A 12,888-nucleotide genomic window follows, 5' to 3' on the forward strand; every position below is an offset into this window, starting at 1 on the left:
TTCTTCGGTCCTTTGCTATAAGGGCGGACATATTTGGCCGGCATCAACCTGGCATCGTGACCTAGCGATGCGAGTTTGCGGCTCAAATGATGTGCGCCGACGCAGGCTTCCATGCCGATCAGGCAAGGCTGCATATTGGCGAGCCGCGCCTCCACCTGGCCACGCGACCACTTTTGCCGCAGCACGATGGCGCCGCGCGTATCGTGGCCCACGACGTGGAACGAGTTTTTGCCGATATCGATGCCGATCACGGCGATCGCAGTACTGGGTGTCTGGGACATGGCGTGCTCCTTGTCTTGGCGCCCCTGGCCAGCTTATCGCTGGCGGGGCAGGAGCACGGCCGGACCATCCCATTAGCCGAGATCGGCGAGCACAAGGTAGTGCGCTATTTGGTCGGTCCTCCCGGTGGTCGAATGAGGACATCAGATGGTGGACGTCTGCGTTTGGGCCCATCGAAAAGCTTTCTTCAGAAATCGCTTGTGGGGGATCCGCACCCGCGCACGCAACAAGGCGGCGATGACGTCGTGTTCGATTTCTCCAAAAGGGTACGGCACGCCGTCACGTCGGATGACGTCGGGGACGCTCAGCGGCCATGGACCCGTCCTAAAGTGCGCCCAGGAAGCACTGCCATTTCAAGAGTTTGACGCAGAATGCGCTGTACGACTGCGAGCACATGGTATTCAATCCCTGGACCTGTCTGCCTGGGCGCGGGCCGCTCGGCAGCGTCAACTGGATGCGGCTCGCCGTCTATCTTGCCTCGCGGCAGGTACGGCGAAAAGTGAACTTGGTGGGTCATGAGCAGCGAGCCGAAGCCCGATCGTTTGGGCGGACTTCAGCGGACACAGGGGCCGCCGAATGTCGAGAATGAGGCTCCGCATGCCGAACGCCGCCAGCTCACCGTGACATTTATCGATATCGTCGGTTCGACACCCCTGAGCGAGCGGATCGATCCCGAGGAGTTCTTCGCGATTATCAGAACTTACCGCGATATCTGCGACGAGCAGATTCGCCGCTACGGCGGTCATATCGCCAGAATGATTGGTGACGGGTTGCTCGCATTCTTTGGCGTCCCGCAAGCCCATGAAAATGATCCTGAGCGCGCGGTCCGCGCCTCTCTGGCGATTGCCGCGGCGATCAAGGAACACAAGTTTCTGCTGTCGGACGGCAGCTTCGTTCGCCTGGGCGTGCGCATCGGGGTCAACACCGGGGTCGTCGTCGTCGGCAGCGTGCCCGGCGAGCCCCCCGATCGACGGGAAGTGTTCGGCAGTACGGCGCATGTCGCTGCCCGCCTGCAAGGACTCGCGAGTGAGAACGGTATCGTAGTCGGCTCGAGCACTTACGATCTGACCCGCAGAACCTTCAGCTATGCGCCGCTTGGCCGACAAGCTCTCAAGGGCGTGGAGGAGCCGGTCGAGGCTTGGCGTGCAGAGGCGCTTGGGTCAAACGAAAGCAGGTTCGACCGCGCGCGGAGGTCGCCTCTTGCCCCGATGATAAACCGAACCAGCGAAAGTGCGTTACTTGCCGAGATGTGGCAGCAGACTCTCGCCGGCTCGGGGCAAGTTGGCGTCATTTCCGGCGAGCCCGGCATCGGCAAGTCACGTTTGATCCGCCAGTTCCGCAGTTCGCTCGGTGCGTCTCCGCGTGATGTTCTGTCGCTGCAATGTTCGCCGTTCCACATCAACACGCCGCTTGCCCCGGAAATCGAGCGCCTCATACGCGCGACCGGCATCCACGAGACCGACAACGCGGAACTCGCGCTGGCAAAACTGCAATCGCTGTTGGCGAGCACCGTCACCGATCTCAAGCAGGCGCTTCGTTACTACGGGGCGGTGCTATCGATCCCCGCATGCGCGGGATACGAGCCCGCGGATTTCGGATCTCCCCTGGAGCGCGAGCGAGCGTTTCAGGTGTTCGTCGACGCTCTTGTCGCCGCCTCGCGCAAGCAGCCGATCCTCGGGATCGTCGAGGACGTCCAGTGGATGGACCCGACCACCATCGAACTGCTGGTACGCGTGATGGCTCGCTGTCCTGGCGAGCGGATCATGGTCCTGATCACGCATCGCGATGATTACAAGGCCGACTGGTTGTCAAGCACGGCAATTAGACGGGTCCCCCTCCGGAAGCTAGCAGCGCATGAATGCGAGCAGATGGTCGCAGCCGTCGCGGGCAGCGATTTCGTGCCGCGCCAGATTACCAGCCAGATCGTGGAAAGGACCGACGGCGTGCCACTCTTTGTCGAGGAGTTCACGCGGGCCGTCGTCGATGCCGGTGCGGTCCCGCTGGCCGCCGAAAGCCCTGCGCCGAAGTTGCCGGAACCCCTGGTGCCGTCAAGTATTCACGATTCCCTGATGGAGCGCCTTGATCGTCTCGGTCCTGCCAAGCGCGTCGCCCAGATCGCCTCCGTTTTCGGAAGGCGTTTCGACTATGAAGGCATTTTCAACGTGTTTCCGGATAAGAGCCAAACGCTGCCACAGGCGTTGCGAGCTCTCGAGAGAGCGGGGATCGTGTATCGCAGCAAGGAACCTCAAGGCGAGGTCTTCACGTTCAAACATGCGATGATACAGGAAGTCGCCTACTCCTCGTTGCTCATGGAGGAAAGGCGTGAACTCCATGCGCGCGTGGCATCGTGGCTGCTCCAAGAAGCCTCCATTGAAGAAAGCGGCCAGCCGGCGGTATTAGGCTATCATTATGCGCGCGCAGGCAACGTTCCGGAGGCGATCGAGGCCTGGCTCCAGGCTGGCAAATCCGCGCTGCGCAGATCTGCCACCAAGGAAGCCGTGGCTCACCTTCGCGAAGGCCTCTCGCTGATATCCAAGATGCCGGCGTCGCCACGGCGCTTCGAGGCTGAAATCGGACTGCAATCCAATCTGGCGATGGCGTACACGGCCAACGCCGGATGGTCCGACCCGAACGTCTATGGCCCCTACAGTCGTGCACTCGAGCTTTGCGCGAGCCATGGCACCATTCGCGAGAAGGCGACGGTGCTGTGGGGAAGTACCATAGCCAAGCTGGTCAACTGCGAGCTCGCCAAGGGCCTCGAACACGCGGAAAATTTCGTCCGGCGGGCAGAAGAGTGGCGCAACGACGAGGCCGCCCTCATGGCCTACACCGCCGCCGTGATCGCCAATTTCTTCCTCGGTCGTTTGCAGCAGGCGAGTGAGCTCGCGGCTCTGGTCAGCGCTCGCTACAATCCGCGCGAGCACGGCAAGCTGGTCCAGATCTATCAGCATGATCCATTGATTGTATCGCTCGTCTATTCCGGACACATTGAATGGCTGTTGGGCCGGCCCGGCCGGGCCAGAGAGTGCTGCGTGACGGCGCGGCAGCTTGCGAACGAGATCGGACATCCGTTCATGGTGGCTTTTGCCTCCATTCTCGGCGTCGCCGATCACTGGTATGAGGGTGACCTTGCGGAGAACCTTGCCAGCGTGAAGCGTGGTCTGAAGGTCGCTGACGAGTATGGCTATCCGATGTACCGGGTCATCGGTCCATTGTGGGCAACCGCAGCGTTGGCGGCACGAGGCCCCGCGCCGGACGTGCTCGAGCAGCTATGCGGCCTGCTTGATAAGCTGCCCGCCGAGAGCCGGTGCATCCAGATGCCGCTCTATCGAATTCTGCTTGCCACGGAATTCGGACGGATCGGGCAGATGGGCAGGGCTCGAAACTTCGCTGCCTCGGCTGAGGCCCTGGTGAAGCAAACCGGCGAGCGCTGGGCTGCTCCCGAGATTTACCGGATCCACGGCTCGCTGCTGTGTCGCGATCCATCGCGGGACGACCGGGCCGCCATGCGCTTGTTCAAGCGCTCGCTTGCCTCTGCCAGGAAGCTCGGGGCGGTCGGTTGGGAATTGCGCACGGCGATCAGCATCGCGCGCCTGGTCAGCGCAGGCGAGAGCGCATCCGGACGCACTGAGGCACGAGACCTGCTAATATCGACCCGGGCGAAATTCGCATCCGCGGAAACTTCCCGCGATCTGCGCGAGGCCGATGATCTGGTGAGAGTGTTGAACTAGTGTTGGCGCCTGAGATCGGACCGTTGGAGCCGGTGATGCGCAGAGCCTGGAGGCCAAGATTCAGCCAATCGCAGGACATAGCCTCGAACTTGGCGCCGACGCACAAAGTTAGTCGATGAAGCGCCGCGCAATTCGAATCGAATTGCAAGGTTCGACTCCCGATGGTACTCGCGCGCACTGATAAAGTGATCGGCTGAGTGCGTATCTTGTTGCGCTGCATGAGTCGGGATGTGGCCCTTGGCTGACTTCCGTTCCTCGCCTGGCACGGTCCGCTTCAGAGAGCTGAGCCGACCATCGTCGTGGAGCTGCCGAGGGCAGCCTTTGACCCAAGCGGACCTTGCAGGGCCAGTTAAATTCGGTCGGCGATCGTCAGGCACTTGGCTTGCTGCCGATGAGGCATCCAGGGCCACGCCAATGTGTGCTCGTTAGTCTTCCGATTTGATCGAGGCACTGCTCTTGCGCAACGCCTCTAGTGCGATGCGGGTGTGGTGGACAGCTTCTTGGCTGCCGGCCTTTTCGAGCGCTTCGAGAGCCCAGATCAAATACTGCATCGCGGTTTCGGCGTCAGCATTCGGGTTCGTGGTGGTCATGCAACCAGTTCGTAGCGCATTCCATTCTGTTCGTCCCCGGCATCCGCGCATGGACAGCATGCAACTGCGATCGGCCGATGAGTGCAAAAGTGAACAGTCCTTGGATTGTGGAAGCAAGCAGCCGGTCAGTGGCCCGAGGCTGCCTCTCGGCGCTCGTCCATGCGTCGGGTGTCGGGTGTAGACGGGAAGCGGCTTGCAGGGATCTCGGGAAATTCACCGCGAACTCTAAGGGTATGATCGGATCATCATTCGGAGCGCTGAAGTTATAGTCGACCCTGGTCTTGGCGCCTTTCCAACTCAAGTGGAGCACGGGTGAGCACTCACCCAACGAGTAATACAGGAGGACTCCGATGCGCCGTATTCTGTTTGCTGCGGTTTCCGCCATTTTGATCTTGGTCACGGTCGGATCGCTCTCGCCCGCAGTCGCAGATCGCTACTGCCTGCAAGGCCGCCGCTGGGGCCATCCCGGCAACTGCCAGTTCGAGACTCTCCAGCAGTGCAGGGCAGCTGCCGCCGGCACCCATGCGTCCTGCGGGATCAATCCGCGCTATGCATTCGGACGCTCGCGGCAGGGCAGACAGTAATCGAGCGCCGCGCGGGCTCGTGGTCCTTGGTGGACTTGCGTCAGTTTCGGCGGAGGTACTTCTCTTGCGCGAAAGTCGCGCAGGCGGTGCAGCGATGCGCTGCCCCTGTGATCGACGAAGGGCGTGATGTCGCCTGTTGGCCCAGAGCAGGCAAGCTCGTAGGATGGGTAGAGCACTTGCGAAACCATCAGCTCCATGTCGGATGCTGCGGATGGGTTTCGCTGCGCTCTACCCATCCTACGGGCCTGCTCCCCGGTAACCACTGGCGGCTTACATTCCGCGGATCACGCGTCGTCGAATACGCCATCCGCATCTGCAAAATCGGTCTCGCAGAAACGAGCCTTAAGCTTTTAGATCCGTGATCCTCATAATTGCGACCACGTTTCCGTCATTGTACGCCTGCTCTTTCGTGTCCTTGTTGCAGGTCCAGACAAAGTTCTTCTTGCCCGTAAAGACCTTTCCTTCCTGATCGAGCCGAAGCTCCCCTTCGGTGATGTGGCAAACCATGGCATTCATCATCGGGGGGCCCATGGTCTTCGACCCCGGCTGCATGATGACGTCGCGCATCGAGACGGTCTTGAAACCGGGGATGAGGGACGGTGTCTCGCCCTCGTATTCGCGCACCACCACTCCTGGCCACGGCGTCGTATCCTTGTAGCCCGCAGTTTGAGCGGAGGCGGGCTTCATCACGGCTGCGGCAGCCGCTGCCAACCCGATTCCCAATGCAGACCTTCGATTGATCTTGCTCATCGCTTTCTCCTGAAGTTACTGCAACGCCGCCGCAAAAGCGGCTCACGCATTCGTGGACTGTGAATGGTCATGCGAGACCGAAAAGGGGCGGTCTCTCAAGGATGCGTACCTGCCGACAGCATTAGCTCTGCTCGTTCGTCCCGAACGGCGACTTCGGCACATCCCGCTTCAACGGCGACTGCATTCTACGCCACCTGAGATGCTTGAGAAACAGGAGGTTTCGTCTAAAGACCAGATTGGCATACCGTCAAGGGCGGAGGACTGCGGCTCCAGGGAATGCCCGGAGTTGGGCTGAGCTGAACAGCGCAGAGCCCGTTGGATGGGTAGAGCCCTTGCGAAACGATTTACGTCGGCCGTATCGATGGGTTTCGCTGCGCTCTACCCATCCTACGCGCGCTGAGGTTTGCGGCGAGCCAAGCGCCAATTTGGCGCCCCTTCCCAGCCTGGAACTTTGCCGATGCTTTGTCGTTCCCGGTGAGCGGGCGCAAATGTAGGCGGAAGCCATGAAATGGATGCTTGTGGTCCTGGTTGGCGGCGTCTCGCCCGTCAATACCGATCTGGTGTTCGACAAGTTCAGCGAATGCCTCGCCGCTGAGGAACAGATGCAGCAGCACTACGCCGATGCGTTCGACGCGTGGGATCGTATGGCTGCGACCAGAATTGACCGGCGCAGGGACTACAAGAAAGCGCGCGAGATTGAGGCCAAACGGCTGTTGGGCAACGTGGGGACGTGTGTCCCGCATGGTGGCGGTGAGCAGCAGCCCGTTACCTCGCAGCAGCAGCCTCCCGCCACACCATCGCAACAGCCTGCTACGCCATCCCCCTCGCAGCCGGTGCCGCGAACTTAGCAGCAGTGATGGACTGACACCTCGGACGCCAGACGTCGAAGGTCTCATCGTACTACTTATCGCCAGCCGGCGCGCCGCGTCAGGCGGCGCGCTGGTTGCGTCGCGAGGGGAGATCCGGGCACAGCACGAGCTTGCCCTCGAGACCGCCAGCCTCGAGGCGGCGGTGAGCATCGGCCACCTCCTCGAAGGAGATCCGCCCGGCGATGCGCGGCCGGATGGCACCACTTGCCAGAAGCTCGAACAGTTGCTCCAGGTCCTCCTTGAACCAGGCGGGATGTCGCGCCCGCATGGCATTGACCGAGTAAAAGCGGGCTCGCTTGCCGCCGGGCAACAATCTCCACAAGTACAGGCGCGCGATCTCCATCACGATAGGAAGCATTCGACGCTGTGCCTGCACGCTCGCAGAGAAGCCGATGGCGCACAGCAGGCCACCTGGCTTGAGCGCTGCGTATGAGCGGCGATAGCCGTCTTCGCCGACGCCGTCGACGATGACGTCGAACCCGCCCGGCAGAATCCGCGTGAAGTCCTCGTGCTGGTAGTCGATCGGCGCTGCCCCCAGGTTTTGGACGAGCGCCATGTGCTCGCTGCGGACAGTGCCCCACAGCTCGAGGCCGGCCAGTCTCCCGAGCACGAGCAGCGCCTGGCCGACCGCGCCGGCGGCTCCGTGAACGAGAACGCGCTGGCCCTGCTGGACCTTGGCCGCGCGGTGCAGAAGCTGGTAAGCGGTCGTCCAGCTCAAGATCAGCGCGGCCGCTTCAGCGGCGTCCACGCCCACCGGCACGCGGGTCAAGTCGTTCGCGCGAAGCGTGCGATACTCGGCGTTCGACCCGACCACCGTCATGTCGGCCACGCGGTCGCCGATCTGAAAGTCGTGCACGCCTTCGCCGAGCTGATCGATGACGCCTACTACGTCGTAGCCCATCACGAACGGCGGCCGGAGGCGCATCGTTTGCGGGTAGAGATGCCGCCTGATCAACACCTCGGTGTAGTTGAGGCTCGACGCGAGGACGCGAACGCGCACCTCGCCGCGGCCAGCGGTCGGCAGGCGAGCGTCGACGATCTCCAGTGCCTCGGGATCACCGAAGCGGCTGACCTGAACAACCCGATTGCGCTGCTCCATCATGGGCGATCTCCACGCAATACCGTCATTCAGCGCAAGGGCGGCAGACTGCCGTCCGGCTCGAAAAATTGAATTGATCCAGATCAAGCTTGAGCGTGCACCGCTTGGAATTCTCCTCGTGCCAAATGACCAGCCGGGTCATTTGGCGCCATCATTCATATTTTTTTATTGGAGGAGAAAATGCCTGCAGTCATTATGCAGTTCGTTTCGCATCCAAGACCCGGTAGCGATCTTGCGACCGTCCTACAGCTGGCAAAAGAGGGTGCGACACTCTGGAAGAAACACGGGGCCGATGTCAGCTATTGGTCGGTGATCGGCGGCGAGGTCGGAAACTATGCCTTCGTTGCTCGCTTCGATAGCGTGGAAGCTTATGGTCGTACCTTGGCGTCGCTGGGCGCCGATCCGGCTTTCGTTGAATTTCAAGCCAAGCGGCTGAAGGCCGGGCAATCGGATTGGGTGCGCTCCAACGTGGCCATCCAGGTTGATCTCTGACGGAGCGCCTTCTCTCCCGCGTGCGAGACCGCCTTCGGGCGGTCTCTTGCTGTGCGGCCGATGTCGCCTGCTGGGCATTGAAGTCAAGGACATATTGAAGGCGTCCACCGCTGGCGGAGGTCGGCATCATCCGGGCGATCGTATGCCTCGCGGGTCGGTATCCCGGTGCGAGGCCACATAGTCGATCTCGCCATACGTAATGCCGATGTCCTTCAGCTCCCGATCACTCAGGCTGCAAAGATCGCGCCGCAGCCGCTCCCATTTGCGCCACTCTTGAAAAGCCGTCCAACAATTCTTGAAGGCGCTGACACTGCGCCGCTGCGATACGTCCGTCTGGACCAAGCCCGTTGTCTGGTAAATCGTGCTCATGGCAGCATCCTCGGGTGCCTGTTTCCACCCCGGACAAGCTGCCAGGATCCGGCCCAGCACGCTTGACCGGCAACTTACATTTTCCTCACCGCCAGCTTATTCTTGCGATTTCCACCGGGGCCAAAGCGCTGGCCGGTGACCGGGACCTCTGAATTCAGGGAGTTTCGCAGCTTGCGCTATCTCTTCGAGGACTACGCATTGGATCCCGACCGTCGCGAGCTGTATCGCGGCGCGAATGTCGTCCCCGTGGCGCCGCAAGTCTTTGACCTGCTGGACTACCTCATCCGCAACCGGGAGCGGGTCGTCAGCAAGGACGACCTCATCAACGCCATCTGGAATGGGCGCAGCGTCTCGGATGCGGCGTTGACGACGCGCCTGAACGTTGCCCGGAGCGCGGTGAGCGACACCGGAGAAGAGCAGCGTCTGATCAAGACGTTGCCGCGGAAGGGCTTCCGTTTCATCGGACCAGTGCGGGAGGAAGGGCGCGATGGTCGGGTGCTCGCCGACAGCGGGGGCGAACCAGAAAAACCTGCCCTCGCGCTCCCCGATAAACCCTCGATCGCCGTGCTCCCGTTTGCCAATTTGAGCTCCGATCCGGAGCAGGAGTATTTCGCAGATGGCGTCGTGGAGGATATCACGATGGCGCTGTCTCTCTTTCGCTGGCTGTTTGTGATCGCACGCAATTCGAGCTTCACCTACAAGGGCCGGGCCGTGGACGTGAAGCAGGTCGGCCGCGAGCTTGGCGTGCGCTACGTGCTCGAAGGCAGCGTGCGCAAAGCCGGAAACCGCATTCGTATCGCGGGTCAGCTGATCGATGCCGAAACTGGAGCGCATCTCTGGGCGGACCGCTTCGAAGGGCCGATCGAGGACATGTTCGATCTGCAGGACGACGTGACGTCCAGCGTCGTGGGCGCAATCGCCCCGAAGCTGCAGCATGAGGAGATCAAGCGGGCCAGGCGCAAGCCGACCGAAAATCTGGATGCGTACGACTATTACCTGCGCGGGCTGGCGAAAGCGCGTTGGACCAAGGGCGCGAACAGCGAGGCGCTCCAGCTCTTTTACAAGGCGATCGAGCTGGACCCTCATCTTGCCTGTGCCTATGGGATGGCCGCCTGGTGCCATGTTCGGCGCAAGGCGCTCGGTTGCATGAACGATCAAGCGCTGGAAAGTGCGGAGGCCACGCGGCTGGCTCGGAAGGCCGTGGATCTGGGGGCGGATGATCCATTCGCGCTATGTATGGGTGGATACGCACTCGCGTTTCTGGCCCATGAGTTCGATGACGCCGCGGCCTTCATGGATCGGGCACTGGCCGTCAATCCAAACCTGGCCAGAGCCTGGATGCTCAGTGCCTGGTTGCGCGTCTGGAGAGGCGAGCCGGACCTCGCGCTCGAGCACGCTGCGCATGCCATGCGCCTGAGCCCGCGCGATCCGTCCATGTACTACACCACGTACGGAGCCATGGCCTATGCTCATTTCCTGGCGAGCCGCTACGATCTTGCGTTGGCATGCGCCGAACAGGCCGTGCGCGACAATCCGGGTTTTCTGCTGTCGACCTGCATCTCCGCAGCCAGCAATGCGATCGCCGGACGGCGTGAGCAGGCGCAAAGGGCCATGTCACGTGCGCTCGAATTCAATCCCGATCTGCACCTCTCCAACCTAAGAGATTTGGCGCCATTTCGCAGGATGGAGGATTTCGCGATCTTCGCCAGGGCGCTCCGTGACGCGGGCCTGCCGGAGTGACGCGCTCTGCCGCACGCGGCAGGGCGACGGCCATCAACCTGGCCGGCTTGTGTGACTGATATCACTTACGCCGCGCTTGCCTTTCATCAGGCTCCGCATAGGCTGCGCACATATATTCGGGGCTGCAATGGGCGCTTTTCGCTGGTTTTCATTGATCTTTTTCATCTGGCTTGGTTGCGGTCCGGCCCATGCCGAGCGCCGGGTTGCGCTGGTGATCGGCAATTCCGCCTACAAGAGCGTGGCGAAGCTCGCCAACCCCGCGAACGATGCCGTCCTGGTCGGCGGCATGTTCAGGAAGGCCGGGTTCGACTGGATCGATACCCGGACCGATCTCAATGCCGCGGAGATGCGAAAAGCGTTGCGTGAATTCGGCGCGCGGGCCCGAGACGCCGAGGTTGCCGTCATCTACTACGCAGGGCACGGCATCGAGCTGGACGGGACCAACTACCTGATCCCGATCGACGCGGCGCTGGAGACGGACAGTGACGTTCTCGACGAGACCGTGGGGCTCGACCGTGCGCTGTTTGCCGTCGAGCCGGCCAAGCAGCTTCGGCTCATCATTCTGGATGCGTGCCGCGACAATCCCTTCGCCAAGACCATGAAGCGGACCGTGGCGGCCCGCGCCATCGGACGCGGCCTTGCCAAGGTCGAGCCGACCAGCCCGAACACGATGATCGCTTATGCAGCGAAGGCGGGTTCGACGGCCTCCGACGGCGATTCCAGGAACAGCCCGTTTGCAGCGGCCCTCGTCGAGCGGCTGCCGACCCCCGGCCTCGATCTGCGCAAGGCCTTTGGTTTCGTCCGCGACGATGTGCTCAAGACCACCGGCTACAAGCAGGAGCCTTATGTCTACGGCTCCCTTGGCGGAGATGACGTGCCGCTGGTCGCGGCGAAGCCGGTCGTCACCGCGCCGCAGGCAAATCCGCAGGACGCGGTGCGTCGCGATTACGAGCTGGCGCTCCAGATCGGCACGAGGGAAGTCTGGACCGCGTTCCTGGCTGAATATCCCGAAGGCTTCTACGCCAGCCTCGCCAAGGGCCAGCTCAACCGGATCGCGGCCGAGGAGACGCGCGCGGCGGCCGCGGAGAAGGCGCGGCGGGCCGAGGACGAGAAGGCTCGGCTCGCAGCGGATCGGGCGCAGAAGGCAGAGCAGGACAAGGCCGCCGCTGCGGCGAAGGCCGCCGAGGATGCGCGGATCGCCGCGGAGAAGGCCAAGCAGATCGAGGAGGCCAGGGCTGCCGCGGCAGAGCAACGTCGCAAGGAGGCGGAAGCCGCGGTGGCAAAGGCTTTGGCCGACAAGGCGGCTGCGGAGAAAGCGCTCGCCGACAAGATCGCCAATGAGAAGGCCGCTGCCGAAATGGCCGCCAGGGAAGCGGCCGCGAAGAAGGCGCAGGACGGCGGCGAGCTGAAGGTCGCGGCCGTTGCGCCGACGTCGTCACAGCCGAGCCTGTCGCCGCAAGAGGCGGCGAAGGCGGTGCAGTCGGAATTGCGGCGGGTCGGATGCCTCTCCGCACCTGCCGACGGCGACTGGAAGGTGTCCTCGCAGCGATCGCTCGCGATGTTCAACAAGTATGCGGGCACCAGGCTCGACCCGACCGCCGCCGGCCTCGACGCGCTGGACGCGATCAAGGCGAAGCCCGGCCGGGTTTGTCCCCTGGTCTGCGACCGCGGTTTCAGGGCCGACGGCGATGCTTGCGTCAAGATCGCCTGCCGTGCCGGCTACCGCGTCAATGACGACAACGAGTGCGAGAAGATCCAGGACAAAAAACCAACTGCGAGCCGCGAGCAGTCCAGGGCACGCGATGCCGAGCGCAAGAGCGACGAGGCTGCACCCGCCAAGCAGCAATCATCCGGCCAGATGATTTGCAATCAGGCCGGCTGTCGTCCCGTCGCTCGCGGGTGCAGGCTCGTCGCCGACACCTCCGCCGGCATCGGCAACGCCGCCGGGATCAACGGACGAACGCGCGAAGTGTGCAACTGATGCGGCGACGGGGCGTTCTCAGATCTGACGAGAGCAGCAAGATAGAGTCGAGCGCTACGTAACCGTGCGAGTTCGCAGGACGGGGAGGGCGCCTGCGGAACACATCACGTTGAAGCTATCGATGGGTTTCGCTGCGCGCGGTCTGTCCTGCCCGCTGAGCGATGAAGGCCCCGGAAGCCTCCGCCAAGGACTCGAAGAGGGGCTGGTCCAACTGCCGTCGTCCTGGCTTGAAATTCCGGTTTCGGAGACCGAAATTCGATCCGGCCGCACGCTCCCCGTTTGAATTTCGAACGGACGGCAAACAGGCTTGCGCGGCCAACACTTCAATGACTGCAAGCGCTTAAATCCAGAAATCCGGTCTGGCACGCAATCTGCGTTTCTCCCCTTGCGTCTCCCACGCTCTG

10 protein-coding genes and 1 pseudogene are annotated in these 12,888 nt (G+C 62.4%); 6 read left to right on the forward strand and 5 right to left on the reverse strand.

The window, feature by feature from the left end:
• A pseudogene (locus IQ16_RS04045) lies at window positions 1–281 on the reverse strand (IS110 family transposase); the annotation flags it as partial.
• A gap of 513 nt (window positions 282–794) precedes the next feature.
• On the opposite strand from IQ16_RS04045, the gene IQ16_RS04055 reads away from it, so the two are divergent.
• On the forward strand, window positions 795–4,010 hold the full coding sequence (locus IQ16_RS04055) for an ATP-binding protein (RefSeq protein ID WP_018648900.1): 3,216 nt from the start codon (window positions 795–797) through the stop codon (window positions 4,008–4,010).
• Between the two features lie 425 nt (window positions 4,011–4,435).
• Here the strand turns inward: IQ16_RS04055 and IQ16_RS45480 are convergent, their stop codons facing one another.
• Complete coding sequence (locus IQ16_RS45480; protein WP_018646836.1) at window positions 4,436–4,600, reverse strand: hypothetical protein; 165 nt, start codon at window positions 4,598–4,600, stop codon at window positions 4,436–4,438.
• Window positions 4,601–4,950: 350 nt separating this feature from the next.
• Between IQ16_RS45480 and IQ16_RS04060 the strand changes: the two genes are divergently transcribed.
• Entirely contained in the window at window positions 4,951–5,184 is a 234-nt protein-coding gene (locus IQ16_RS04060) for a DUF3551 domain-containing protein (protein WP_018646837.1), read from the forward strand.
• A gap of 342 nt (window positions 5,185–5,526) precedes the next feature.
• On the opposite strand, the gene IQ16_RS04065 is transcribed toward IQ16_RS04060, so the two are convergent.
• On the reverse strand, window positions 5,527–5,934 hold the full coding sequence (locus tag IQ16_RS04065) for a hypothetical protein (protein ID WP_018646838.1): 408 nt from the start codon (window positions 5,932–5,934) through the stop codon (window positions 5,527–5,529).
• A 503-nt stretch (window positions 5,935–6,437) separates the two neighbouring features.
• Here IQ16_RS04065 and IQ16_RS04070 point away from each other — a divergent pair.
• Window positions 6,438–6,782, forward strand: a complete 345-nt coding sequence (locus IQ16_RS04070) for a hypothetical protein (RefSeq protein ID WP_018646839.1) — start codon at window positions 6,438–6,440, stop codon at window positions 6,780–6,782.
• A gap of 79 nt (window positions 6,783–6,861) precedes the next feature.
• On the opposite strand, the gene IQ16_RS04075 is transcribed toward IQ16_RS04070, so the two are convergent.
• Window positions 6,862–7,905: a medium chain dehydrogenase/reductase family protein gene (locus IQ16_RS04075; protein WP_018646840.1), complete on the reverse strand. Its 1,044-nt coding sequence runs from the start codon at window positions 7,903–7,905 to the stop codon at window positions 6,862–6,864.
• Window positions 7,906–8,082: 177 nt separating this feature from the next.
• Between IQ16_RS04075 and IQ16_RS04080 the strand changes: the two genes are divergently transcribed.
• The gene (locus tag IQ16_RS04080) at window positions 8,083–8,394 is read left to right on the forward strand and encodes a hypothetical protein (RefSeq protein WP_145831279.1); all 312 of its coding nucleotides are present in this window, start codon (window positions 8,083–8,085) and stop codon (window positions 8,392–8,394) included.
• 126 nt (window positions 8,395–8,520) lie between these two features.
• Here the strand turns inward: IQ16_RS04080 and IQ16_RS04085 are convergent, their stop codons facing one another.
• Window positions 8,521–8,763, reverse strand: a complete 243-nt coding sequence (locus tag IQ16_RS04085; RefSeq protein ID WP_018646842.1) for a DUF1127 domain-containing protein — start codon at window positions 8,761–8,763, stop codon at window positions 8,521–8,523.
• A gap of 171 nt (window positions 8,764–8,934) precedes the next feature.
• On the opposite strand from IQ16_RS04085, the gene IQ16_RS04090 reads away from it, so the two are divergent.
• Together IQ16_RS04090 and IQ16_RS04095 are read left to right on the forward strand one after the other, a co-directional pair.
• Entirely contained in the window at window positions 8,935–10,503 is a 1,569-nt protein-coding gene (locus tag IQ16_RS04090; RefSeq protein ID WP_020608077.1) for a winged helix-turn-helix domain-containing tetratricopeptide repeat protein, read from the forward strand.
• Between the two features lie 127 nt (window positions 10,504–10,630).
• Entirely contained in the window at window positions 10,631–12,484 is a 1,854-nt protein-coding gene (locus IQ16_RS04095) for a caspase family protein (RefSeq protein WP_145831280.1), read from the forward strand.
• Window positions 12,485–12,888: the final 404 nt, after the last annotated feature.

Source organism: Bradyrhizobium huanghuaihaiense (genome assembly GCF_007830635.1).
GTDB classification, from domain to species: Bacteria; Pseudomonadota; Alphaproteobacteria; order Rhizobiales; family Xanthobacteraceae; genus Bradyrhizobium; species Bradyrhizobium huanghuaihaiense.